The organism is Olleya sp. AS48, assembly GCF_038900355.1.
GTDB lineage: Bacteria > Bacteroidota > Bacteroidia > Flavobacteriales > Flavobacteriaceae > Olleya.
This window is the reverse complement of the sequence record NZ_JBBMRD010000006.1, coordinates 186,986-210,588: the sequence shown is the minus strand read 5'-3', so window position 1 is coordinate 210,588 and position 23,603 is coordinate 186,986. Positions and strand designations below refer to the sequence as shown.

Below are 23,603 nucleotides of genomic sequence, written 5' to 3'. Positions count from 1 at the left end.
GCAGCAAAGATAAGTTAATGTAGCTTATCGGTTTTGTGTTCTATTAGTTTTTTATAAAAGCAGCTAGTTTTTGACGTTTTTTAAGTGGAATCGCATCATTATTTATAATTAAAGCTAATTGAGATTGGTCTTTTTGTTTCGCAAAAATTAAGGTGAATAATTGCGCTGTGGTTAAGCTCTCTGTTGCAGCTTGTACCAAGATCATTTTATCTCCAGGTTTTATCAAGCCTTCTTCCAAAACACGAACGTAAGTTCCTGGTCGTGCATGCTTAATAAATTGTTTAAGAATTGTTTGCGTACCAAAACGGATGCCTAATTTAAAACAAGGTTCTCTGGGTTGCGTGACTTGTACTAAAGCAGTGCCAATTTTATAAATATCACCAACAGTTATTTTAGTTTCGTCTAGGCCTTTAACGGTTAGGTTTTCGCCAAAAATCCCGTAATTAAAATCTAAATTTGGATATAAGTTTTGCCAATACGCATAATGGTCTTCCGAAAATAAATAGCAGGCTTTAAAAATGCCACCATGGTGTTTGCGGTCAGAGACCTCATCGCCTTTAACGTCTTCTTTTTCTAGATAAATACCTGCTGGAGTTGGGCTTTTATAAATTCCTGTGGTTTGTGTTTTTCCATTCCAGACAATAGTTGTTGGTTTTGCTATGTTGGTAGACGTGATTTCCATAAACTTTAATTACTATTAAAATACCAAAAAGGGATATTTAAAAGTGTTGTTTTAATAAACGCACTATCCTTTTTAACCAGTCTGTTTATAGTTAACACGTGTTTGCCTTCTGTAATGTTTTTTAAAGATAAAACGGTTTCAAAACCCTGTTGGTTATTATTGTGTTTAGCATAAATAAAGTCAGGATTATTATAATCTAAACTGTCTATTTTAAAACTATAAATATTAGATAGCGTTTGCATGTAATCTGCTTTAAGACGGTCTCGGCTGTTTTTTGCAATCATTTGATTGGTAGAGGTAAAAATATCCGATTTTAAGCCACGTTTATCCTCTTCTGGTTTAAGGGATTTGTTGTACTCAAAAATAACGTCTTCAATGTCATTTTGGTATTCTAAAAATACAGGTAAATAGTTGGTGTTTATTATTTTAGAAGGAATAGAAGCATCTGAAATAAATACGCCTTTTTCTGTGATGTTTTCGTCATAATTACTAGCATTAGCAGTAAAACTATTGGAATCATCCACTGCTGAAAAATAGTTGGAACGATTATAATTATAGGAAGCTAGTAGCATTATAACAAAATAAATAGGAATTAAAGTGAAACTTAGTCGTTTACCAAAACGATTATCCAAAAAATTATGGACCAAAGGACGATATAAAAACGACAACGTTAAATAGCTAAATACCCAATAAAACGGAAAGTAAATTTTTGCTAACCATTTGTTTTTTTTAAGATAGCCTTGTGTGACAAAATCTAAAAAAGTAAGCAGCATCCCAATAAGTATAAAAAACAATAATACCATACCTATTACAAATAACAAAAAGTGTTGATTTTCGTGATTACGAAGAAACAGATAGGCAATTGCAACAATACTTCCAATAACAATAAATACGGATAGTATGTAAAAAATTAGCAGAAATGAAACCGCAAAAAGGATACTGCAATAATCCTCTAGTTTTGCAATATACTTATCAAAAGAGCCTACTTTTTTACGTAAATAACGATCAAATTTAGGTCTGTAATTTAATTTTTTATAGTCTATATCTCCTGAGACGTAACGCAATCCTAAGGCACCAATCCATAAACCTCTTAGTATAACATGAAGTAATAATGTAAATAGTAAAATAGAACAAGAGATAAGCGCAATCATTAAGATTGTGGTTAAATACGAGTTACTTTCGTTTTGAGAAATATTAAAATATAACTCTAAGGGTTCAAAAGCTTGTGATAATCCATAAATAGAAAACCCAGAAATAATTAATTCTAACTGCCAACTTTCTTGTTGTAGTTTGTCTAGCCAAGCTTTAAAAGCTTTGGATCTATAATTATTTTGCATGGTATTACTCTGGTTGGTTTTTGTAAATATAGAGTAAATATTGAAAAACTACTTTTCGTTATTTAAAATAGTAGCAACTGCTTGTTTGTATTTTACAGGATTACTAGCTTTTTTAATGGCTTTATAAGTTTTTTGAGGATTAGAAAACGACTGCGAGAAAAACTCCCAAAAGCCTAACATTTTCATTTTTATTGGTGTTGGACCAGAAAGGTAGTCGTCGTACTGTTGGTAAATTGTATCATGAAACTGACTAAAAATCTCCCAACGGTCTTTAGGATATGTTGTGGTGTTATTTTTAATCATACTTGGTAAAAACGGATCTGCAATTAGTCCACGACCAATCATAAAATGATCAATACTAGGGAAGCGTGCTTCCATAGCTTTAAAACTTTCTACAGACGTAATATCACCATTGTAATATAACTTGTGTTTTGTGCCAGTAATACAACGCTCAAACGCTTCCAAATCTACTGGTCCTTTGTATAATTGCTTGCCAATTCTGGCATGTATCGCAATGTTTTTTAGTGGATAGCTATCTAGGATAGGGAAGGTGTCTAAAATTTCGGCAGCATGTTCATAACCCATTCTCATTTTCATGGAAACCGTTATGTCGCTCTCGTTATGTGCACGCTTTAAAATCTCGTCAATTTTTGTTGGATTACATATTAAACCAGAACCCATTCCGGATTTAGTAACCATTGGATAAGGACAGCCTAAATTCCAGTTTAACTCTTTATAACCTAAACTTTGGACATAATTTACGACAAACATAAACTCGTCAGCATCATTTGTCATAACTTGCGGAATCACATTTAAAGTCGTGTTATTTTCCGGTTGTAAATCTAATTGATACGATTGCTTAATTTTTAACTTTCCGTTAAGTCTAATATAAGGTGCATAAAACGTATCGATACCACCAAAATAATGATGAAACGCGTTACGGAATCTAAAATCCGTAAAACCTTGTAAAGGAGAAGAGAGTAATGTAATTGACATTTAAATGTAAAACAGGTAATATTAATTAGGCAAATATACCTTCAATTAATTAGAATTTAGCGGTTTTAAAAAAACCTAAGAATAGAATTAAATTTTACCCTTTAAAAATCAGTTAAAATTACTCAACATCAGGGAGTTTGTAGCTTTTGTAAGCACCTAAAATCCCGAATAAAGATAAAATTAAAACTACACCTTCAATAGATATTGACGATACTAAAGCACTTAAACCACCAGTAAATAATAAAATTACACCAATAACAGTATTACTAACAGAAACGTAGTCTGTACGTTGGTTGCCTTTAGCCATATCTACAATGTAAGTTTTACGACCTAGTCGGACGCCTCCATGAGCAATTCCTAAAATAAAAAAAGCTACAGGATATAACCAAACTAGACTTCTAACAGTATCAAAATAGGTAATTATAAAAAATAAGATAATCCCTAATCCAGACGCAATTAATACAGCAATTGCCATCACATTTTTACTGGATTTGTCAGCTAGTTTTCCCCAAGTTGGCGAGCTTACAATGGATGCGATTCCTTTGGCTATAATAAACAATCCAAGCAAATAAACTTCCTTGCCAATGTATTTTTGCGCTAATAATATATAGTAAGGAGCTGTTAAAGCAGAACATAATAATAGCGATCGTGCGATTACAAAATCTCTAAAATGCGCATCTTTTTTTAATAGTTTTAATTTTGAAATAAAAGACGTTTTGTCGTCGTCCGAAGCATCAGTATCTTCCGGAAACTCCTTAATTCTAGAATAAATTACAGCAGCAATTAACCACATTGCCGAAGCAAAAAAGATTAAATAGCTATAAAAGGTAATGGTTTGTTCGCTTTTAGATTGGTATAAAATAAACAATCCAGCAGCAAGTACTAAGATTCCAGAAACAGATACAGTGTAACCTTTTAGTTTTCCGCGTCTTGTTTTAGGAATGGTTTTTCCAGTCACATCTTTTGACGATAACGAGCAAATACTTCTGGACAAACTAAATATTATAACAGCTATTATAATTAGCCATCCAGCAGTAGTGCCTTCAAAATTTAAGGCTATAAAACCAATAGATGCAATTGCTAAAAATTGTAAAAAGGAACCTAAAACCCAAATCCATTTTCTAACAGGTTGTTTTTTGACATATTTTGATAAAAATACCTGCGGAACCATAGAACCTGATTCTCTAATTGGTACAATTAAACTAATTAAATATACAGGCGCACTAACATAACTCATCAACCATGTTAAAACCGTTTTTGGATTGCTTAATGTGTCTCCTAATTTGGTAAACACACTACTAAAAATTAATAAAAAATAGTTTTTTGGTACTGCTTCACAAGCTTGCTCAGTAATGTCTTTGCAAACACGTTCTTCCGTTTCGTTGTTTAAAAAGCGATATAGTTTTTCGGTTATGGACAAAAGGTTACTTGCTAAATTGAATTAATAATAATACCACAATAGCTATAATTATAAAGATAATTACCGTGTCTTTAAATTTGCTTGAGGTATCTGATATAATATGACCACTAGTTGTTTTAATAGGATCAGTATCTAAGGTTTCCATGTCTGGGAAATCTGTTGAAATCGTGTGTGGTCTTCCGTCGTAAAAATTAGGATTTTGTTCTAAATTTTCGACTATAATTTTACTTTCATAAAGACCAACATCCAATTGTTCTCTAACGGTTTTAATAGCTTGAAGCTTTTTGCCTTTAGATAATAAATTTAGGATCTTGGCCTTATTGATTTCAATAGCGTTAATAACAATAGTCATTATTACTCAGTTGCAGTTTTTAAAGCTTCTAAACCACCAACAACAGGTAACGTTACTGTAGTTTTGTCTAAATCTACGGTTAACTCAGTACCAGGTTTTGGATGGATTGTAAAGTCTTTATCGCTAGAAAATATAATTAATCCTATTTGCTGACCAGCTTTAATAATTTGATCATCTGGTTGTAATTTAAACGTTAAGTCATAAAATTGACCAGGTTTTAAAGGCTCACTTTCGGTTAACGACTTATAGTTTTGAGGATCAGCCCAACCACGTGTAATAATATTATCTGTTAATACTTTGGCGTCGTCTGTATATGGTAACGAGACTAACCAAACCGATAAATTAGCAGCAGGTTTACTACTAGATAAGCTTATGCTAATAGTACTTTCTCCAGATAAGTGTAAATCTTGTTTTAAAGTTGGTGTTGCGTATAATAATCTGTGTGTCGAGTTTGATGCTTGCGCATGGTCTTTCCCAGAAATGGTAAAATCGTCCACTAACGTTTCTGTTTTTTGACGTTTGCTAGCTTTTGTAGTTAGCATTCCCATTTGGTTACCACCTTTATTTAAATATAAAGTCACGTCTTTAGCCTCTGGATTTGGATAAGCATCGTAAGCAGTTGGTTGATCACGTTTATCGTTTTCTCTAACAATCCAAGCTTGTTTATCGTTTTCTACACCATTTTCTACTCCATGTAAATAGCGTGTAAACCAACGGTTCATCATAGTCATTGGTGGTGGTCCACCATGTCCATTTTGGTGGTAGTATATTTGGGTTGGTAATCCCATTGCTTTAGCTTTTTGGTAAATACGGTTACTGTGTTCTGGCATTACATTCCAGTCGTTAAAACCATGAGACATTAATAAAGCAGCTTTCATACCATCCATTTGGTTTAGGTAATCACGATCATTCCAGAAGTCGTTTAAATCTCCTGTTTTTCTGTCCATTCCGTTAGCCATTTCTGTATCTCTAACCGTTTTGTTGTTGTAAGGACGTTTGCTCTCGTCACCACTATGTATAAAGTCATATAACACATCAATATCTTCACCTAAATAACCTCCAGGATGACGCACTAAACCGTTTGATCTGTAGTAGTGATATGATGAGGTGTTAGGTGCAATTGGGATAATAGCCTCTAAACCTTCCACTCCAGTTGTCGCAGCAGCTAAAGGTAATGTACCATTGTATGAAGTCCCTGTCATACCTACTTTTCCTGTAGACCAAAAGGCTTTAACCTCTTCATCACCATCAGGTGTTGTGTATCCTTTAACACGACCATTTAACCAGTCAATAACTGCTTTAGGTGCTAAAGCTTCGTTTGGTCCACCAACGGTTGGACTACCTTGCGATAATCCAGTACCTGGAGACGACGAGTGTACTACAATATAACCACGAGGTACCCATTTAGAGATATGCGAATTTGATATAATTGGACGCTCTCCTAAACGTTTTACTTCAGGATGTGCACGCTCTTGGGTTGGTAACTCACCTAACTCATGCTCTACATTCCACATAATACCAGGAACATCTGGTGCAACTCCAGCAAAATAAGGACTAGTTACATATATTACTGGTAATTTTAAACCTTCAGTATCTGTTTGTTTTGGTCTAGTTACAGACACGTGCACACGATCTAAGGTGTCGTCTCCATCTGTGTTAAATGTAGTTTGTACCCAAAGGTCATGTCTGATGTAGTCTTTGTAGTTGCTAAATCCTTCGACAATTTGCGCTTCTCCATTTTCAAAAACAGGAACCGTTTTGTCTTGTGCAAAACCCATTGTAGCCACTAAAAATAGTGCTGCAAAAAGCCTTGACGTCATGCTTAATGTTGTCATAATAACTGGTTGTAAAGTTTGTTGGTTACAAGTTAGTTATTTTTTATAACACCTAAAGCGCTCAAATGTTAAGGGAATTGTAAATGTTTTAAAGGTGAATTTTGGGTGTTTGTAATTGCGGATTGTTATAAAACCCAATGCTATCCTAAGATTTTAGCGTCCTTTTTTTGACTCTAGATTGAATGTTTTTAAAAATTAAGTAACTTAAAACAACAAGTATAACTACTAATCCAATGGATTTATAAGCGTTATCGTTTTTAGGAAATCCATTTATGACCAAATCAATTAGGATTGTTAAAACAAGCACTATGTGTAGTACTAATTTTGGAGTGGTGAGTTTCATTTTGGTTTACTTTTTATTATTGAGGAGTGTTGCACTTTTAATTATTAAGTGGAAAGGTCACACCAACAGCAATTGCACCAGCAAATTGTTTAACCGAAGGTTGAAAAAAATATGTAAAGCCTAAATCTACATTGTTGTTTTTTCCTAGTTCTAAACCAAACGCTAACGGAATATGATAAATAATACCACCTTTGTCCACAGCGTCAAAAGCAGTTAAGGTTTTAAAAGATCCTATGGATGTTCCGATACCTAGCTCAATATAAGGTGCAACCCACGGAATTGGCGCACGTAATCTGGCTTTACCACCAAGCAAAAACGCTTTAGTTTCGGAAACCTCAAAGGTAGGATTGTTGTTTAAATCTTTACCATTAGAGTTTGTTATAATTAATCCAGCGTAAGGTCTTAACTCTAACCAAGATTTTACTTTAAGTACTAATTCGGTTTGTGCAAAAACACCTTTGTCTGCTACGTCAGTAATACTGTTATAAGGTACAGAAATACCATAACCTAGTTGCACATTTAACGATTTGTCTTTGGTAATTTGTGCTTGAGTAACCATTGTAGTTAATACAAGTAGCACTAGGGTAAAGGTGTTTTTTATTTTCATTTTGGTTTGGGTGGTTGGTTGTTTTTTTGGTTTTAATTTTAAACTTTAGTTAGCGACAAGCCATGGTCTTTAACTACAGCTACAATTGTTTTTTTTAGAATAATAATGAAAGATTATTCTGGTCTTTCAGGAATGTAAACCACGTCCACTTTGATTTCATTACCATATGTTACTACTATGGAACATAATACAGAAACACTTTTTCCGTTATGAACAGCAGGTTTCATTATAGGCATTTTTCTAAGTACTCTTAAGATTTCTGCTTGAATGGTTACTTCACAATTTCTCACTTTCATTCCAGTCAGGTTTCCAGAGTCGTCGATTATAAAAAACACATCGACTTGTTTAGGTTCAGAAAGATTTAAATCTTTAGAGACCTTCATGTTAAACTCACGTTTAATAAATGTTGCTATTTTATCGTCAAAACATGCTCTTGTTTCTTCTTTTGAGCGCGCTTCACAACCATTAAATACTGGAGCGCTATCTACATCTTTTAAAATGATACTATCGTCAGACGTATAGACTGCCATACCATCCTCTTGAGAGATTATACTGCATAATCCTAGTAAAGCCTGTTCTTCTGCTTCTGACATATTACCTTGAGCCATCACTTGTTCCTGAACCGCATTAATTTTTGTCATTAAATCACTTTCTGTGGTTTGTAACGTGTTAGATTCTTCTTTACAAGAAAAGCATAGTAGCATAGTAAAAATGGTTAGAATGACCATTATATTTTGGAATCCAAATTTTGTTTTACGATTAGATATGTATTTCATGAGTTTTGATTTTATTGTTGGTTACTGTAATAGTTTATGGTTAGTTGCGTGGATTGGCTACTAATTTAGTAAATAAATCAAAGATAGAAAACCCAAGAGGGTTTAAGTAAGTAGTCTAGTACTAGCTATAAGTTATACAGTGTTAGCCTTCGTTATTTTCGATGTTATTTTGCCAAGCTTTTAATTCAGAAATAAAATTTTCTAATGTTGGGATATAGCTTTGATAAACACATAAATAAAAATATGAGACTTTGTTTTTATAATCTTGACTATTTAAAAAATAATCTTTAGCTTGATTATTTATATTAAATTTTACGTAATCAGGAAACCAAGGATAGTTATCACTCCAGAATAATAAGTTTCTACTAACGCTGGATTCAATAATTTCCGTTGAGGCTTTAATTTGTATGGTAGCTCTATCGTAAATCCGAATTATATCTACCGAATTTCTATCTCGTAAGTGTAATTTTTTTAATTGATCAATTCCTGTTTTATCAAATTCATATAAAATAAATCCAGTAGCAAGATTTTCTAACCCTTGACCTATATCTTTTGAATTTATAGAATCATTTAGAACTTTATGATAGAGATACTCCATATCATTATATTCAGCAATTAGTTTATTTGCAATATTTATATTGTTTTCAATATCTGTATTAATTCTTGCATAAATATTATTGATATTTTTTTTATCCTTTTGTTTTTCATTATAGTTGTTAGCTTGAATGGCTAAAAGGACTCCAATAGTGACAAGAATAATTTCGCCAATAGCATAAATCAAATATTTGCTAAATTTATTTTCAGTCAGCATTTTTTGCCTGATTTTTCTAAAGAATTTTATCATTGATTTAGTTGTTGGTCATAATGAAGACTCACGTGTTTGTGTATGAGTTAGTTGCGTGGTTAAGCGACTAATTTAGCAAATAAAAACCGAATAGAAAATCCGCGAGGATTTATGGAAGTAGGTTATGAGCTAACAATAAATTATACACTGTGTTGCCAATAGTTTTTTAATTTGAATCTATAATTCTTTTCACCTATATCTTCTCTATATATTAAGTTTGCCGATGAGAATGTCAAAAGAAAAATAGTCATATCATCTAAATAATATTTTTCAATATTTGTTTCGCATCCAGATAGATATGTAATTCCCACCAATGCAATTTTTTTTCCTTTTAATAGTTGTAAGTTTTCAAATTCATCAGGATAAATTTTGTGTTGATTACACACCAATAAAGGTGTTAATTCATCATCTCTTAAAAATTCTTCTCTACTTACAATATTTGTTTCATTAGTAAAACGAAACTTATTTTTAGTGTTAGCAAAAGGTGTTTCTTTGAGTGTTTTATATTTTATTTGATTAATCATATCTGTTTTTCATCCGATAATAATGGTTCCAATGATAAATACAATTATTGCAGACCACCAATTGAAAAAATAAAATGATAATGGACATAGTATAAATTTTACTAAATAGCCTAAAATGTTTGATTTTTTAGATTCAGGCTTTCTATTTACATTTATTAGCTGATTTATTAATTTTTCAGCTTCTATAATTGATTTCTCACTTCCTGAAGTAGCTTTTCGAATTTTTATTAAAACTCATATTTCTCAAATTACTGGCAACGTGTTTGTATATGGTTTTTTGCGTGGTTTAGCACGTAATTTAGCAAATAAAAACCGAATAGAAAATCCGCGAGGATTTTCGTAAGTAGGCTAGAACTAGCAATAAATTATATACGGTGTTGGCAAATCTTTTTTTATGAATTAAACTCGTATAAATACTTTACTGTTTCCGTTTTTGACTTACTAATACTTGCAGTTATTTCTTCCTCAAATTTAGGTTTATGTGACAAATTAATACCATCATCAAACATTTTATTTGTTAAATCATCAATTAACAAATCAGTTGAGTCTTTTATACAATCGTATAATTTTTTATCTACAGCTAAAAATAAATCTGTGAATTCTAAACGTAATTGCTTTAATGTGTTTTGAAGGTTATCATTTATATCTTCTTTTTCATCATCAGAATGGCTTCTTTCAGAAATAGGTTGCATTATATTAATTACATTTTCGTAAAAGCTAAATAAATTCTTTAAGTTATGTTCAAGAATTATGGTTTTTAAAGAGTCAGTTTTTCTGTCTTTTGAGTTTTTTTCTTTTTCTTTTTTATTGGTGACATAATAAATATAAATAGAAAATAGAAGTGTGAATATTGCAATTATGATATTTGCAACTTTATCGAAATTGTCAAGAGTAAATGCGTTAGTTGTTGAAGTACAGTCCATAATTTATTTATCTAAAGCTGTTTTTTCTCTTAAAATTCTACTAATCGCTTCTTTAAGTGGTTTTTCGTAATTGTATGTGCCTTCGTTTTTAAAATTGAATTTTGCATAGAATTTTTCTTCTCCCAGCTTTTTCACTACGTTTATAAATAATTCCTCAAAAAACGAGGGATTAATAGAGTATAGGTTTGCTGGTATTATAAAGTCAACATTTTCAAATTTTGATTCAATTTCATCTATTTTTGAATCCTTTCTAACTTGTTCTCCTCTATCACGACCAGTAAAAATTTTTGCTTTTGGTGTTCTAAATTCTTCTAGATTAATTATATTTTTCATTCTATATCGTCTTTATTTATTAAAATTCGTGCACTTATTATTGTTCCAGGGAAATAGTTTTCTACCGACTTTACGTATTTGTAATCTGGTTTGTCTTCAATATCATTTGAATCGTTAAATGTCATTACTTTAAATTTATCCTTTCCTTTTGTTTTTGTTTGAATATTATAACTACCATCAAAAATTATATTTGTATTACCCGAAATTATTGCCATTCTTGAAATATCGTCAGCATTTTCATTTGTTCCTTTTAAGTTAAAAAAACTTTCGATGAATTGAATTGAACCATTTCCTCTTTTGTAACTATCAATTGAAACAGATGTGATACCTTGCTGTAAAGAATATAAAGTCCATAAAGTTTCTTCATCAAATGATTTATTCCAAAAGCTTCTTTTTGTATACTTATTAGATAAATCAGCCATTCTACTCTTCATTTTGTAATTTGTACATTCAGGTGATTTAAATTTTTCATAGATAGTTTCCCCGAAATTCATAATAGCTAAATTAAACACACCATAATCCTCACCATCAATATTATGTTTTTGAAAATACCCTGTAGAATATCTGTATTTTGTAGTTGAATGTTCTTCTGCATTAATTAAAATCTCTCCGATTACTACACTTAAATCTTCTATACTGTCAGAGGTAAGTTTCTTATCAAGTGTTGCTAAAGAGTTAATCACATAATCAACCATTTCAGTAGAATCTACTTCTTTCCTTTTAGCATTTTCAAGTTTATTAAACTCTTTATTGTGTACACAAAGTTTATATGGTGTTATATCGCTATATTTTCTAAAATCTTTTGTAATGATTGCTGGTGAACCAACAGAAAATAATAATTTCTGAATGTTTTTATTATTAATATTTATACCAGTTAAATTTGCAATATTTGATTGTGTATATCTATTTTGATTACGCCTTTTAATAAACTTATCTAAATCTCTTAAAATCATATCTGAATAGATTTGAGCAGAAAGTTCGATTCTTTCACAATCAGCGTAATCTATTTCTATTGATTTATATTTATCAAACAAGATATTCATTGTTAGATTTCGAATAAAATCAAAAGATTCTTTTTCATTTTCTATTAGACTAAACACTTTTGGTACTTTGATTTTATAAGTGTCTTTAAATACTTTTTCGTTTATAAATGAACTAGCAAATTTAGCTTTGTCATTTCCTAAAATATAGGTTAAATTTGAAGGAAGCCATTTATCAATCTGATTTTGATATGACAAATCATCTTTTAATTCAGCCTTAGATTTAATATAATTTTGGTGTTCTTGTTTTCTTTTTTCTTTTTTTTTCTTTTTTCTTTTCACGTCATTAAGAAACCTCTTTAATCCAATTCTATATTTTATTTGTTGTTTATTTTTCAATCGAAGTTTCTTTTTTTAAATGTTTGCCAACGGTCTTGTATATGGTTTGTTGCGTGGTTTAAGCAACTAATTTAGCAAATAAAAACCGAATAGAAAATCCGCGAGGATTTTCGTAAGTAGGCTAGAACTAGCAATAAATTATATACGGTGTTGCCAGTAGTTTTTTATAAATACTTGATGTTATTCATTAAATCTCGATACTTTAACATTCTTTCTGAATCAATTTCTACAATTCCATTTTCACTAACTTTCTCGGTCTTCTCCATTTCATCTCGAATTTCTAAAATCTGTTTTTGGATATTTAAAGTTTGAGCAGTTGAAACATATGCCAAGTTTTTAGGTTTGTTTTCGCGGAAATAATCTTGACAGAAGAAAAATGCTGTATTTAAATCTTTTACATTTTCTTTATCAATCCAAGCTTTTTGAGCTAAATGAATTAACCAATCCCAAACTAAATGTCCGTTATAATCTCGCGTTTCCCAGAATCTACCACATTCTATAATGTAATCGTGTCCATCTTTAGCAACTAATGCATCGGACTCGACTTGCCAAATTCCAAATTTTATTATTGCGATACTTGCATAAAATTCTTCGTAGTCAAATTGATTGTTCTTTTTTGTGTAGTTTACTGCTTTATAAAAATCTGAATGGTCTTCGGTAAAATTATTCGGAATTTCTCCATTTTGCCAAAGGTCATATAAATGGTTTTTTGCGTCTTGTTCCGTCATAGATATCTTAATTTTTACTTGTTCCTTTAATTAAATATGCTCCAGCAATAGCCATTAATCCTAAATAAATTGGCGCTGCTGACATATATCCTCCACCATCACTTGAATAATTTCCTGTCCATTCTGAACTCAAATTTCTTAACTCCACAATTCTGCCAAAATCGTTAGAAAATAGATTGAGAGTAAATAATAAAACTCCGATAATTGGTGGAATCAAAAGTATAATTCCGATTATCCTTTCAATATTTGGTTTTCTTTCAATTTCGTTATTTTCTTCCATTTTTCTTGGTTGGTTTAAATTAATGGCAACAATCAAATAAACTCCCAAAGGAGTTTATCCCTATTTGCTATCCTTTTATTTTTTTAATGTCTGTAAAACTAGGTTATTTTTTAGTACAATTATATACGTAGAACTACGTAAATTTATTTGTCAAAAGCTAAGTTATATTACTTGTTTCATTATAATTTACGGTAAACCGTAAACTAAAAATAAAAGCATAAATAATTAGTTGTAAATGGTTGTTATGTTTTTGTTAGTCTGTATGTTACCCATATATTATAGCCTCCAGATTTTGATGGACTATTACTTTTAGTGTCATAGGTTACGTCTCTGTTACTTAATAACTCAAGAAACCTTAACATCCTTTGTCCTTTACTACTATCAAAATCAATGGTGTCATATATTGGGTTTGCATAGGTGGTTTCGTCATCAATATTTAGAATAGTTTCAATTTTATACCCTAAATGATTGGCTAATATTTTTGCTTGTGTATTGGCATTTTTTAGTGCCAAAACAGCATGGTCGTCCTCGTTTTTAAATTGGTGTTCTGGCATTTTAAAATAGACTTTGTAAACATTAATTTGCAATGCACTACACCAAACCAATACGTTGTCAAATGTATTTAGGTCTTGATTTTCAAACTTGTATTGAGTTATTTGTTGGTTTTTTGACGTGGCAACTTTAACGACTGGGTTGTCCAATCCGTTTGCTGTTAGCGAGTCTTTTAAAGCTTCTATTTTTGTGATATCATGGTGTTGGACAGATAGTAATACTACGTTGCTTTCAGCATATTCAGTATAGTTGGATTGCCCTAAAATACGTAAGGTTATACTTTGCGCTTGACTGTAATTGGCAAAAGTTATAAACCATAGGATTAGTATATATAACTTCATTTAATCAACAAGTTTAAAGGTGATTGCTATTCTGTACGATTTTGTGATTTCGTTTTTCTTGCTTTCTACAGTATCGGTTCCAAAGGAAGATTCCTTGACTTCGATATTAAGAATTTTTCCAATGGTCATATTTATCTCGTCACCAATTGTTTTTGCTTTTCGCTTAGCATCATTAATAGCTAGTAGGCTTAATTCTGTTTCTAGGTCTTCATCAGAAGTATCATATAAGTATTTAATGTCAGTTATTTTTGCACCATCTATTGTTATGTTTGCGATATCTTCTAGAGTGTTAATGTCTGTTGTAAAATAATAACTTTTACTGGTGGCTCTAGAGTAGGTTTTACTTTGAATGATTACTTCTAGGTCACTTTCTGCGATTCCGTATTTTGAAAGCTCTACAATAGTAGTATTATATACGTATTCAAAAGCAATGTCCTTTGAGTCCTCTTTGTATTTAGTTGCTTTTTGTTCGGTAATCGTTAATTTTACTTTGGCTTTATTAGCGGTTAGTTCTTTTTTTGCGTTTCCGATAATACGAATGAATCTTTCAGTAGATTGACTGTAAATGGTTGTAGAAAAAATTAAGGTTACTAATAAAATTTGAAGTGTTTTTTTCATAATTGGTTATGCTTTGGGATGTTTTTTTATTGAAGCGATTGTGTGGTTATTTTACTAATTAATAGTTGTGCATTTTAATGTTTAAAATCATTCGGTAGTCCAATGTAGTTCTTTTAGTTTAATTAATCTATACCTATTACTACGTAAATTTATTTGTCAAAAGCTAAGTTACAATACTTGTCACATTATTTTTTACGGTAAACCGTAAATTAAAACTAAAGCATAAAAAAACCACCTTGAAAAGGTGGTTTGGTGTTATAAAACAATTTCAGGTTTTATCTAAATTCGATAATTTCGGCAGACATTGTAGCGTTAATTCTTTTTTTAGTTTCAATAATATCTATAGATACATTTACTAAAGTTCTGCTTCCTGTTAAGCTTACTCCTGCAGCTTTAGCGTTTTCTAGTAATTTAGCTTTGGCTTGAGAGATGATCCCTTCTTTATTGGTAATGTTACCTGTTACAATTTTTGTGGTTGCACTTCCTGTAAAGCTACCTAATACTGTAAAGTTATTGCTTGTTAAAACCGTTTGCGTTTGGTTTAGTTGGTTGTATCCTCCAGAGTGTAAACTTGATCTACATGATGAGAATAAAGCAAGGATTGAAAGCGATAAAATAATTTTTTTCATTTAAATTGTTGTTTGGTTATACTTGGGTTTATAATTTTTTGGTCTAATTATGCTAAATTATAGCTAACCTATGGTTTTATTTTACGGTAAACCGTAATGTTAATACAAAAGCATAAAAAACACCACTTTAAAAAGTGGTGTTTAATTTCCGCGAAAGCGTTATGTTATCTAGCTAAATATACCCAACCAGTTAATGGCTTAGGGTCTGTTTTGGTTTTTATAACGTAGTAATACGTTCCGGTTGGCAGCTCTTGTCCAGCGTTAGACTGTCCATTCCACTCTTTAGCGTAATTGGCTTTACTGTACACTTCGGTTCCGTATCTGTTATAAATTATGATGTTGTCTACTTCTAGGTAGCTTATGTCAAAAAAGTCGTTAAGTGTATCGTCATTAGGAGATATCCCTTGTGGTATGTTACAGTTATTAGCTTTTACAAACGTGATGGTTTGGTTTTTTGTACAATTTCCAATGGTGATTTGTACATTATATTCGCCAAAGCTATTAACATTTATTGCTGCTGTAGTCTCACCAGAATCCCATAAATACGTCGCATTGGTGACTCCAATATCTGCATTAATATTGTAATTATTTGGTAGACAGTCTTCGATAGTTTTAGCGTCTAAAAATGGGAATTCAAAAATGGATAGGTTTACTGTTGTAATGTCGTAACAGCCAATACCAATTGTGTTTTCTACTTTAATATATAGTGTAGTGGTTTGGTCTAATTGGTAATTGTTTGATAAGGCGTTTAGTCCTGCAATTGCATCAGCTTCTGAGGTGTGATAAGTTACCACTAAGTCTGTACTATTTTGTGTGCCAAGTACTGTAGTATTAAACTGATTTAAGTTGATTAGACTTGGGTCGTTTTCGCAATTAATAAAATCTGGTACTGGATTAGCAACAGGTTTAACATCTACAATAAGATTTACGGTAGTTATTGCAAAACAATCTGTATTACTAGTGTTAAATACCTTAGCGTAAATTATTTGATTGGCTGATGTGGTTGTATAATTATTTGGTAAAGGATTATTATCACCAATAGCGTCTAAATTGGTTAAATAGTAAACGACAGTAAAGGTCGTTGCAGATTGTCCTGCTAACACCTCACTATCTATGTTTGATAAATCAAAAGTTGCAATACCATCGTTAGTGTCGTCGTCACAAACTATAAAATCAGACACTGGATTAGCAATAGGTTGTGCATCCACAATTAGCTTAAAGTCTGTAATGCTATAACAATCTGGATTATTTGTATTGTAAATTCTTGCAAATATATCCTGGTTATTTGAGGTGTTAAAGTAATTGGTACTTAATGCGTTTTGATTGTTGTCTGCATCTGTAAAATTTGCAAAATAGCTAATTGTAAAGTCTGCTGCAGATTGCGATCCTAATATAAAGGCATCTCTTGTGGTTAAGTCAAACTGTTCTATTTGGTCATTAGACAAATCGTCACAAAGAATGTAATCTGGTATTGGGTTAGCAACTGGTATGTCGCTTATTGTTATGGTGTTAGTGGTTGTAACGACCTCGCCATTACTAGTTAACGTTAAGGTTATAACGTAGTCTCCAAGTGCAGGAAAGGTATGCGTTGGGTTTAAATCTGACGATGTTGGGCTACCATCACCAAAATCCCATAATGCTGAGGTAATTGGATCTGATGTTGTTAATGTAAATTGAGTAGTGTCTCCAATACAGGTATTAAAGACATCGTAATCTGCATCAATACATATTAAACTGTCTGTTAGTAAATCAATTTGCGTACTGTTTAACTGAAAGTTAGAACCTTCTATCAAAACACCTGCTCCTTGTTGAATACCATCTGCAGTTCCTGGATTAAAACTACTAATTACACGATAGGTAGATATTGGTATACCACCTAAACTGTTACTTAAGTCTGTTAGATAAGTATATCCACAAGACAAGGCTGGGACGTTACAACTACTACAGTTTGTTAATACTGAAGAGCAACCCGAATCAATTAATGCATCCGTAAATATAAATATAGATGTAGTATTTTCAAAAGCACCACCAGTGGTAAATAAGCCATCATTAATCATGGTGTTTATCGAGTTTGGTAATACATCTTGTATTAAATTATTACCTCCAGGATTATCAGGAATACTGATGGTTGGATTTACTGTAAATGGGTAAGATAGGTAGTAACTTGGTTGAGAGGTTGATGAGGCATTAGGTTGTCCGTATTGCACTAAACCAATTTCGGCTAATGGATTTTGACTAAATATTTGATTAGATAATTGCTGAATTGAGGCTTCCATGTCTTGACGTTCTGAAAAAGAAACAGAGCCTGAATCGTCCACAATAAATAGTACTTTGTTGTTACATTGTGAATAGCTGAAAGAGATACATACAGTGAAAATTAGAAAACTGAGAAGTGATTTCATTTAGATTAATTAAGCGATTATGGTTTAAATAATTGGTTAGCATTAGCATAAAATCGTTGTTGGTAAAAGCGATTTTAGTTAGGGATTTTATACGTGTAACAAAACTACACTTTTTTATTAACTAGCAAAATCCTGTGTTTTTTTTTGAACTATAACGTATTGGTTATTAATATCTATTGTTGTTGGGTTGTATATAATGCAAAAAAACCACCTGTTTTAGGTGGTTTTTGATTTCCGCGAAAGCGATAATTTAATTTTTAATAGCGTCTATTTTGTACAGCTTATAAAATAATGTTGGTAAAAATCCAAAATTAAGTAGCAAGAAGCCTACAAATATTAGGATGCCTGCATAAGGCCAATGCATAATTTTAAATAATGATGCTGTACTAAGTGTAAATAAGGCTAAAAAGCCTAAAACATAAACTGATTTTTTCATTTTGATTGATTTAATGTTCGTATTAAGATTGATATTTAAGTGTTTGTTCTTTATACTTATTGTAAAAATATAAAGGCAATGTGATGCATATTAAAAATAGAAATCCAGAAAAAATTAAAACACCTGCATAAGGCCAATGCATGATTTTAAATAAACTTCCTGTAATTATAATAAACGCAGTAATAAACTCTAAAATAATAAGGACTCTGTTTCTGTTTTTTGCTGATTTAAAATACAGTTGTGCGTTGGTTTCTTGTTGTATTTGGGTAATGGATAAGTAGCCTCCAAATTGCTGAATTGCTATTTTGTAAGCCTCGTCAAAACTAAGCTGTTCTTCGTTTTCTAGATAAGTGCAAATGTGGTCCAAGATATCTTCCTTTAAGTCTTGATTTTTTAAACCATATAACTCTAAATTGGTCGTTATGTAGTCTATATTTTGATCTGATAGTCTCATTTTACGGTTGGTTTAGGGTTAAATATTAGCGATAGGGTTTTAATAAAATCGTTAATCTGATGGCTTTGATCAATAATAACTTGCTGTCCAGATTTGGTTACCGAGTAGTATTTGCGGACACGTTTGCCAATATAAACTTTTTCGGTCTCGAGAATATTATTGCTTTCTAACTTGTGTAAAATAGGGTATAAAGCACCTTCTGAGATGTCTATTTTGCCTTTAGTCAGGTCTTTAACTTTTTGTGTAATCTCGTAACCATACATTTTATCATGCTGACTTAGTAGCTTTAAAATGATAGGTTGTAATGTTCCTTTAGTGAGTTCTTTGCTATACATATGTCAAATATACATTTTTTTACAATACATTTTAATAAAAGGTATTATTTTTTTATGATATAAAAAAAGTCACTTATGAAAAGTGACTTAAACTTGTGTTTTGATAACCTTTATAAGTGCTTTTTGAAGTAGTCCTCCATTTGGTATAAATCGTCATATTTATAAGGTATAACAGTATTGCTAGCGTATTTTTCTAGAATTGCAAATACTTGTTTTGCTTTGTCTTTTTGGTTATTATCTACTAAATCTTTGATTTTAGTTAATATTTCGTACCTGTAAAACTCAATGATGTCATGCTCTTTCGGAATGTTTAAATCAATAAGTTTAGTAACACTTAATAGATTGGTTATTGTTTTTAGGTATTGATTAAAGTCTTGTTTTTTATTTTTGAAAGTTACTTTATCTAATAAAACTTCAGAATTTAAAAAAGTGTTTAATCCTAAATAGCCTTTTGGATCAAACCCTTTAGTGAAGTAGACACTTTTTATAAATTGATTTTGCTTTAATATGCTTAATAATAACCTGTCTCCTCGTAATAAATAGCCATCATAACTTGAAGTGACAGTCCATTGTGCATTGTTTATGGTGACTTTTTGGTCATCCCATTTTATATAATTTATGGAATCTAATGCTTTATTAGGTATATCAAAAAGGGAGTTGTTATTTTTAGAAAGAAATCTAGGATACCAATTTGTATTTAGTAAACCTACATCTATTATGATAACGTCATTTCTATATTTTTTAACAGTTTGTAGATAATATAAAGGTAAGGTAGACATATCTCCAGATGAAATAATTAAGGCATTTTTATCGCAGTTTTTTAAAATTTGCTGATGCGTTTTAAGGGTGTACTTACTAAAACCACCTCTTTTTTGACCTTCTTTAAAAGCCCATATTGCAGAATCTTTTTTTTGTTCAAATAAGTACTTCATTCCCATTGTTCCCCATTCTGCTCCAATTTTGTAATACGGATTTAATGCAATTATTTCACCTGTATATTTGGGTGTTAATTGTATTACTTTTTCTAATTGATTACTAGTTTTTAATAATAAGTTTAAATCCATATCTAGTGCACCACGACCATCTTTAGCGTTAATACGACTATACGTATATCCCAAATAGTATCTTGCTTCTGGATGATTTGGTTTAATTAAAATGGCTTGCTCAAGCCAATCTGCAATATGATTAAAATTGACATGGTCATAAGCTTCTCTATCTAGACTTTCTATTCTTTTAAATTCTGTTTTTGCGTCGTTTAAAAGTGTTTGAAATTTAGTTTGACCGTATCCTATAGTTATTGAAAGATATAATAAGACTAATAAGAATTTTTTCATTTAAATATTTTCTTGGAATAAGTAATTGGCTTGATAGCTTATAAATAAGTAAAACGAAGTTCGGTAATTTTTATGACACTATCAAAGCATGAAAAATTATACTTGTACTCGTAGCTTTATCATTAATTAGTGTTGCATTATTTTAAATACTCTAACGTATTGACCATTTCAAATTTTGGACTTCTGTTTATAAATTCTCTTAAAAACGCTGTGTGTGCAGATCCCATGATTATAAAAACCCTATCCTTTTTAGTCATTGGTATTCTATTTAAATTAGAATATATTTTCATGTTTCTATGATAAAATTTAGCAGCATTATCTGCGCCTTCAAAATTATCCTCAGTACCAACATATAGTAATTTGTCTGCGTTAGCAACAATGGATTGATCCAGTTGTAAAGGCTCGTTAATTAATTTTAGTTTTTCTAAAACAGACATCGTCTTATAATTTTGATCACGTTTAGCCATTTCAGGATAATCTTTAAATGGCTGATTAGTTAGTTCTAAATAGGTTTTTGGATCTATAGCGTTTGTATAGTCTGGACTGGATTCAAAAAAATCGCCAACGCTATAATTATAACCCATGTGATTGTCAATTCCGTATAATTTGCTAACTGCATTTAAGCGTCCTACTTCAAAACCAATCATACTAGTTTCGCCAAAACTAGTGTCTAGTTGGTCTGGGTTTTTAAGAAACGCTTGATAGTCTTTATTTAAGGCGTCATTTAAGCTTGGTAAATTTTCTACACAAATAATGGTAGGTTTAAATGCAGCTAGCATTTGCGCAATTTGTTTTATTTGTTTTTGGGCTTCAGGACTAGTCTCATCAAAATCTGTACTGTTAGCATCTGTGGTTTCTCCAAAATGGAAGCTTCCAAAGTTTAAGACTTTAATTTTATCGTTACTAGTTGAAACATTATGGTCTTGTTTTAATATTTCGGGTGGTGTATTTGTGTTATTACAACTTACAATAAGAAGTACATAAGCTAATAAGAGAACCTGTTTCATGTTGGATTGATTTTTTGATTGATTGATTGATTGATTGATATTGTTATGTTATTGATTTATAACGAAGTTAGTTTTTAAAAACGAGATATTCAAGCATAAAAAAACCACCTATTACAGGTGGTTTTTAATTTCCGCGTAAGCGATATAATTATGTGATTTACTTTAGTAACTCGTAGCTACGTTTGATAAAGTCTGATAATTCTTTTCCTTTTAAAAGACCTTGAGATAAACGTGCTAAGTCTAAACTTTGCGTGATTAAATGCGCTTGTTTGTCTTTAGCTTCGGTATTTAAAATCTCGTTAACTAAATCAGAGTTTGTATTAACCACAAGGTTATACATTTCTGGCATGTTACCAAACATTTGCATTCCGCCTCCACCACCAGACGCTTGCATCTCTTTCATACGACGCATAAATTCTGGTTGTGTTATCATAAATGGTGTTGCATTGCTATCCATTGGCTCTAACTGTACCATAAACTTTTCTGATGGGATTACGTCTTTTAATAACGCATCTAAAGCTTTAGTTTGGTCTTCGTCTAACTTAGAGATTACAGTTTCGTCTTTAGCAATTAATTTGTCAACACTATCTGCATCTACACGAGAAAAGGTGATGTTTTCTTTAGTAGATTCTAATTTTTGCATTAAATGCGAAACAATCGGACTATCTAATAATAAAACTTCGTAACCTTTGTCTTTAGCAGCTTCAATATAGCTGTGTTGCTCATCTTGGTTACTTGTGTAAAGGATTACTAATTTACCGTCTTTATCTGTTTGTTTTGCTTTGATAGCATTGTATAATTCCTCGTAAGTGTAATATTTACCATCTACGGTTGGGTATAATGCAAAAGCATCTGCTTTGTCAAAAAACTTGTCCTCAGATAACATTCCGTATTCGATAACAATTTTAATGTCATTCCATTTAGCTTCAAACTCCTCACGATTATTATTAAATAGTGATTTAAGTTTGTCTGCTACTTTACGTGTAATGTACGAGCTAATTTTTTTAACTGCTCCATCTGCTTGTAAGTAACTTCTAGATACGTTTAACGGAATATCTGGACTGTCAATCACACCACGTAGCATAGTTAAAAACTCTGGTACAATCCCTTCTACGTTATCTGTTACGTAAACTTGGTTTTGGTATAACTGAATTTTATCCTTTTGCATAGCCATATCCTGAGTCATCTTAGGGAAGTATAAAATACCTGTTAAGTTGAACGGATAATCCACATTTAAATGAATATGGAATAATGGGTCTTCAAATTGAGATGGATATAACTCTCTATAAAAGTTATTATAGTCCTCGTTTTCTAATTCGGTTGGTTGTTTAGTCCAAGCTGGATTAGGGTTGTTAATGATGTTGTCTACAGTAATTTTTTTCTGAGGTTCAGTCGTTTCTTTACCTTCAGCATCTGTAGTCGTTTCTGGTTTGTGGTCAGGATCGTTTACTTCTTTAGTTCCAAATTTGATTGGAATAGGCATAAACTTGTTATACTTATATAGTAAGCTGCTAATACGTGCTTCTTCTAAAAACTCGGTAGAGTCTTCTGCAATATGTAAGATAATCTCAGTACCTCTGTCAGTCTTATCATGTGGCTCTAAAGTAAACTCAGGCGAACCATCACACGTCCAATGTGCAGCAGTAGTCCCTTCTTTATGAGATTTTGTAATGATTTCAACTTTTTCAGCAACCATAAATGCTGAGTAAAATCCTAAACCAAAGTGTCCGATAATTCCAGAATCTTTAGCGCTATCTTTATATTGGTCTAAAAACTCTTCTGCACCAGAAAAAGCCACTTGGTTGATGTATTTTTCAACCTCGTCTGCTGTCATCCCTAAACCTTGATCGATAATATGAAGTTTTTTACCTTCTTTATCAATCTTAACTTCAATTATTGGGTTTCCGTACTCAGACTTAGACTCACCAATACTAGTTAAATGTTTTAATTTTAATGTTGCGTCGGTTCCGTTACTGATTAGCTCACGTAAAAAGATTTCGTGATCACTGTACAAGAATTTTTTGATTAACGGAAAAATGTTTTCTACTGAAACGTTAATATTTCCTTTTGCCATGATTTTATGTTTATTTTTTTAAGTTCCGCTTAAGCGAAACCCTTCTATTAATTTCTGATTAG

At 31.4% G+C, this 23,603-nt stretch carries 26 protein-coding genes; all 26 read right to left on the bottom strand.

Annotation, left to right across the window (positions count from 1 at the left end):
• Positions 1-43 precede the first annotated feature (43 nt).
• The 26 genes from WNY60_RS09590 to htpG all read right to left on the bottom strand — a co-directional run bounded on the left by WNY60_RS09590 (position 44) and on the right by htpG (position 23,541).
• Complete coding sequence (locus WNY60_RS09590) at positions 44-682, bottom strand: MOSC domain-containing protein (RefSeq protein WP_145000416.1); 639 nt, start codon at positions 680-682, stop codon at positions 44-46.
• Positions 683-687: 5 nt separating this feature from the next.
• Positions 688-2,019: a hypothetical protein gene (locus WNY60_RS09585; RefSeq protein WP_145000414.1), complete on the bottom strand. Its 1,332-nt coding sequence runs from the start codon at positions 2,017-2,019 to the stop codon at positions 688-690.
• Positions 2,020-2,067: 48 nt separating this feature from the next.
• On the bottom strand, positions 2,068-3,015 hold the full coding sequence (locus WNY60_RS09580; RefSeq protein ID WP_191101312.1) for a tRNA-dihydrouridine synthase family protein: 948 nt from the start codon (positions 3,013-3,015) through the stop codon (positions 2,068-2,070).
• Positions 3,016-3,133: 118 nt separating this feature from the next.
• The gene (locus tag WNY60_RS09575) at positions 3,134-4,435 is read right to left on the bottom strand and encodes an MFS transporter (RefSeq protein ID WP_342862227.1); all 1,302 of its coding nucleotides are present in this window, start codon (positions 4,433-4,435) and stop codon (positions 3,134-3,136) included.
• 4 nt (positions 4,436-4,439) lie between these two features.
• Positions 4,440-4,787 carry a hypothetical protein gene (locus WNY60_RS09570; protein ID WP_145000410.1) on the bottom strand — a complete coding sequence of 116 codons (348 nt, stop codon included), beginning with the start codon at positions 4,785-4,787 and terminating at the stop codon, positions 4,440-4,442.
• 2 nt (positions 4,788-4,789) lie between these two features.
• Complete coding sequence (locus WNY60_RS09565) at positions 4,790-6,607, bottom strand: Xaa-Pro dipeptidyl-peptidase (protein ID WP_342862242.1); 1,818 nt, start codon at positions 6,605-6,607, stop codon at positions 4,790-4,792.
• 160 nt (positions 6,608-6,767) lie between these two features.
• Positions 6,768-6,965 carry a hypothetical protein gene (locus tag WNY60_RS09560; protein WP_342862225.1) on the bottom strand — a complete coding sequence of 66 codons (198 nt, stop codon included), beginning with the start codon at positions 6,963-6,965 and terminating at the stop codon, positions 6,768-6,770.
• A 37-nt stretch (positions 6,966-7,002) separates the two neighbouring features.
• Entirely contained in the window at positions 7,003-7,572 is a 570-nt protein-coding gene (locus WNY60_RS09555) for a hypothetical protein (RefSeq protein ID WP_342862224.1), read from the bottom strand.
• A 113-nt stretch (positions 7,573-7,685) separates the two neighbouring features.
• Positions 7,686-8,348 (bottom strand): hypothetical protein, encoded by a 663-nt coding sequence (locus WNY60_RS09550; RefSeq protein ID WP_342862223.1) that lies wholly within the window; start codon positions 8,346-8,348, stop codon positions 7,686-7,688.
• 142 nt (positions 8,349-8,490) lie between these two features.
• Positions 8,491-9,192 carry a hypothetical protein gene (locus WNY60_RS09545; RefSeq protein WP_342862222.1) on the bottom strand — a complete coding sequence of 234 codons (702 nt, stop codon included), beginning with the start codon at positions 9,190-9,192 and terminating at the stop codon, positions 8,491-8,493.
• 140 nt (positions 9,193-9,332) lie between these two features.
• A complete protein-coding gene (locus tag WNY60_RS09540) occupies positions 9,333-9,716 on the bottom strand; it encodes a hypothetical protein (protein ID WP_342862221.1) in 384 nt (127 codons plus the stop codon).
• 392 nt (positions 9,717-10,108) lie between these two features.
• On the bottom strand, positions 10,109-10,639 hold the full coding sequence (locus WNY60_RS09535; RefSeq protein ID WP_342862220.1) for a hypothetical protein: 531 nt from the start codon (positions 10,637-10,639) through the stop codon (positions 10,109-10,111).
• Between the two features lie 3 nt (positions 10,640-10,642).
• Positions 10,643-10,972, bottom strand: coding sequence for a DUF4325 domain-containing protein (locus WNY60_RS09530; protein ID WP_342862219.1), 330 nt, complete (start codon positions 10,970-10,972; stop codon positions 10,643-10,645).
• Positions 10,969-12,351 carry a hypothetical protein gene (locus WNY60_RS09525; protein ID WP_342862218.1) on the bottom strand — a complete coding sequence of 461 codons (1,383 nt, stop codon included), beginning with the start codon at positions 12,349-12,351 and terminating at the stop codon, positions 10,969-10,971. The genes WNY60_RS09530 and WNY60_RS09525 overlap by 4 nt, the downstream gene beginning before the upstream one ends.
• A 164-nt stretch (positions 12,352-12,515) precedes the next feature.
• On the bottom strand, positions 12,516-13,079 hold the full coding sequence (locus WNY60_RS09520) for a hypothetical protein (RefSeq protein WP_342862216.1): 564 nt from the start codon (positions 13,077-13,079) through the stop codon (positions 12,516-12,518).
• Between the two features lie 7 nt (positions 13,080-13,086).
• Entirely contained in the window at positions 13,087-13,407 is a 321-nt protein-coding gene (locus WNY60_RS09515) for a hypothetical protein (protein WP_342862215.1), read from the bottom strand.
• Positions 13,408-13,601: 194 nt separating this feature from the next.
• Positions 13,602-14,252, bottom strand: a complete 651-nt coding sequence (locus WNY60_RS09510; protein ID WP_342862214.1) for a hypothetical protein — start codon at positions 14,250-14,252, stop codon at positions 13,602-13,604.
• Complete coding sequence (locus WNY60_RS09505) at positions 14,253-14,870, bottom strand: SIMPL domain-containing protein (RefSeq protein ID WP_342862213.1); 618 nt, start codon at positions 14,868-14,870, stop codon at positions 14,253-14,255.
• A gap of 275 nt (positions 14,871-15,145) precedes the next feature.
• Entirely contained in the window at positions 15,146-15,499 is a 354-nt protein-coding gene (locus WNY60_RS09500; protein ID WP_145000393.1) for a DUF6567 family protein, read from the bottom strand.
• A 164-nt stretch (positions 15,500-15,663) separates the two neighbouring features.
• Positions 15,664-17,901 carry a gliding motility-associated C-terminal domain-containing protein gene (locus WNY60_RS09495; RefSeq protein ID WP_342862212.1) on the bottom strand — a complete coding sequence of 746 codons (2,238 nt, stop codon included), beginning with the start codon at positions 17,899-17,901 and terminating at the stop codon, positions 15,664-15,666.
• Between the two features lie 250 nt (positions 17,902-18,151).
• Positions 18,152-18,337 (bottom strand): hypothetical protein, encoded by a 186-nt coding sequence (locus tag WNY60_RS09490; RefSeq protein ID WP_339808187.1) that lies wholly within the window; start codon positions 18,335-18,337, stop codon positions 18,152-18,154.
• A 22-nt stretch (positions 18,338-18,359) separates the two neighbouring features.
• Positions 18,360-18,791 (bottom strand): hypothetical protein, encoded by a 432-nt coding sequence (locus tag WNY60_RS09485; protein ID WP_342862211.1) that lies wholly within the window; start codon positions 18,789-18,791, stop codon positions 18,360-18,362.
• On the bottom strand, positions 18,788-19,126 hold the full coding sequence (locus tag WNY60_RS09480; protein ID WP_145000385.1) for a PadR family transcriptional regulator: 339 nt from the start codon (positions 19,124-19,126) through the stop codon (positions 18,788-18,790). The genes WNY60_RS09485 and WNY60_RS09480 overlap by 4 nt, the downstream gene beginning before the upstream one ends.
• Before the next feature lie 110 nt (positions 19,127-19,236).
• On the bottom strand, positions 19,237-20,460 hold the full coding sequence (locus tag WNY60_RS09475; protein WP_342862210.1) for a hypothetical protein: 1,224 nt from the start codon (positions 20,458-20,460) through the stop codon (positions 19,237-19,239).
• Positions 20,461-20,597: 137 nt separating this feature from the next.
• Entirely contained in the window at positions 20,598-21,467 is an 870-nt protein-coding gene (locus WNY60_RS09470; protein ID WP_342862209.1) for a DUF5694 domain-containing protein, read from the bottom strand.
• A gap of 157 nt (positions 21,468-21,624) precedes the next feature.
• Positions 21,625-23,541 carry a molecular chaperone HtpG gene (htpG, locus tag WNY60_RS09465; RefSeq protein ID WP_145000378.1) on the bottom strand — a complete coding sequence of 639 codons (1,917 nt, stop codon included), beginning with the start codon at positions 23,539-23,541 and terminating at the stop codon, positions 21,625-21,627.
• Positions 23,542-23,603 lie beyond the last annotated feature (62 nt).

Bases quoted from the DNA above. Each gene is read 5' to 3' on its own strand.
- WNY60_RS09565 (WP_342862242.1), bottom strand. From the start codon at position 6,607: ATGACGTCAAGGCTTTTTGCAGCACTATTTTTAGTGGCTACAATGGGT.
- WNY60_RS09585 (WP_145000414.1), bottom strand. From the start codon at position 2,019: ATGCAAAATAATTATAGATCCAAAGCTTTTAAAGCTTGGCTAGACAAA.
- WNY60_RS09560 (WP_342862225.1), bottom strand. From the start codon at position 6,965: ATGAAACTCACCACTCCAAAATTAGTACTACACATAGTGCTTGTTTTA.
- WNY60_RS09550 (WP_342862223.1), bottom strand. From the start codon at position 8,348: ATGAAATACATATCTAATCGTAAAACAAAATTTGGATTCCAAAATATA.
- WNY60_RS09475 (WP_342862210.1), bottom strand. From the start codon at position 20,460: ATGAAAAAATTCTTATTAGTCTTATTATATCTTTCAATAACTATAGGA.
- WNY60_RS09555 (WP_342862224.1), bottom strand. From the start codon at position 7,572: ATGAAAATAAAAAACACCTTTACCCTAGTGCTACTTGTATTAACTACA.
- WNY60_RS09500 (WP_145000393.1), bottom strand. From the start codon at position 15,499: ATGAAAAAAATTATTTTATCGCTTTCAATCCTTGCTTTATTCTCATCA.
- WNY60_RS09485 (WP_342862211.1), bottom strand. From the start codon at position 18,791: ATGAGACTATCAGATCAAAATATAGACTACATAACGACCAATTTAGAG.
- WNY60_RS09535 (WP_342862220.1), bottom strand. From the start codon at position 10,639: ATGGACTGTACTTCAACAACTAACGCATTTACTCTTGACAATTTCGAT.
- WNY60_RS09540 (WP_342862221.1), bottom strand. From the start codon at position 9,716: ATGATTAATCAAATAAAATATAAAACACTCAAAGAAACACCTTTTGCT.
- WNY60_RS09490 (WP_339808187.1), bottom strand. From the start codon at position 18,337: ATGAAAAAATCAGTTTATGTTTTAGGCTTTTTAGCCTTATTTACACTT.
- WNY60_RS09545 (WP_342862222.1), bottom strand. From the start codon at position 9,192: ATGATAAAATTCTTTAGAAAAATCAGGCAAAAAATGCTGACTGAAAAT.
- WNY60_RS09505 (WP_342862213.1), bottom strand. From the start codon at position 14,870: ATGAAAAAAACACTTCAAATTTTATTAGTAACCTTAATTTTTTCTACA.
- WNY60_RS09470 (WP_342862209.1), bottom strand. From the start codon at position 21,467: ATGAAACAGGTTCTCTTATTAGCTTATGTACTTCTTATTGTAAGTTGT.
- htpG (WP_145000378.1), bottom strand. From the start codon at position 23,541: ATGGCAAAAGGAAATATTAACGTTTCAGTAGAAAACATTTTTCCGTTA.
- WNY60_RS09590 (WP_145000416.1), bottom strand. From the start codon at position 682: ATGGAAATCACGTCTACCAACATAGCAAAACCAACAACTATTGTCTGG.
- WNY60_RS09495 (WP_342862212.1), bottom strand. From the start codon at position 17,901: ATGAAATCACTTCTCAGTTTTCTAATTTTCACTGTATGTATCTCTTTC.
- WNY60_RS09530 (WP_342862219.1), bottom strand. From the start codon at position 10,972: ATGAAAAATATAATTAATCTAGAAGAATTTAGAACACCAAAAGCAAAA.
- WNY60_RS09580 (WP_191101312.1), bottom strand. From the start codon at position 3,015: ATGTCAATTACATTACTCTCTTCTCCTTTACAAGGTTTTACGGATTTT.
- WNY60_RS09510 (WP_342862214.1), bottom strand. From the start codon at position 14,252: ATGAAGTTATATATACTAATCCTATGGTTTATAACTTTTGCCAATTAC.
- WNY60_RS09520 (WP_342862216.1), bottom strand. From the start codon at position 13,079: ATGACGGAACAAGACGCAAAAAACCATTTATATGACCTTTGGCAAAAT.
- WNY60_RS09480 (WP_145000385.1), bottom strand. From the start codon at position 19,126: ATGTATAGCAAAGAACTCACTAAAGGAACATTACAACCTATCATTTTA.
- WNY60_RS09570 (WP_145000410.1), bottom strand. From the start codon at position 4,787: ATGACTATTGTTATTAACGCTATTGAAATCAATAAGGCCAAGATCCTA.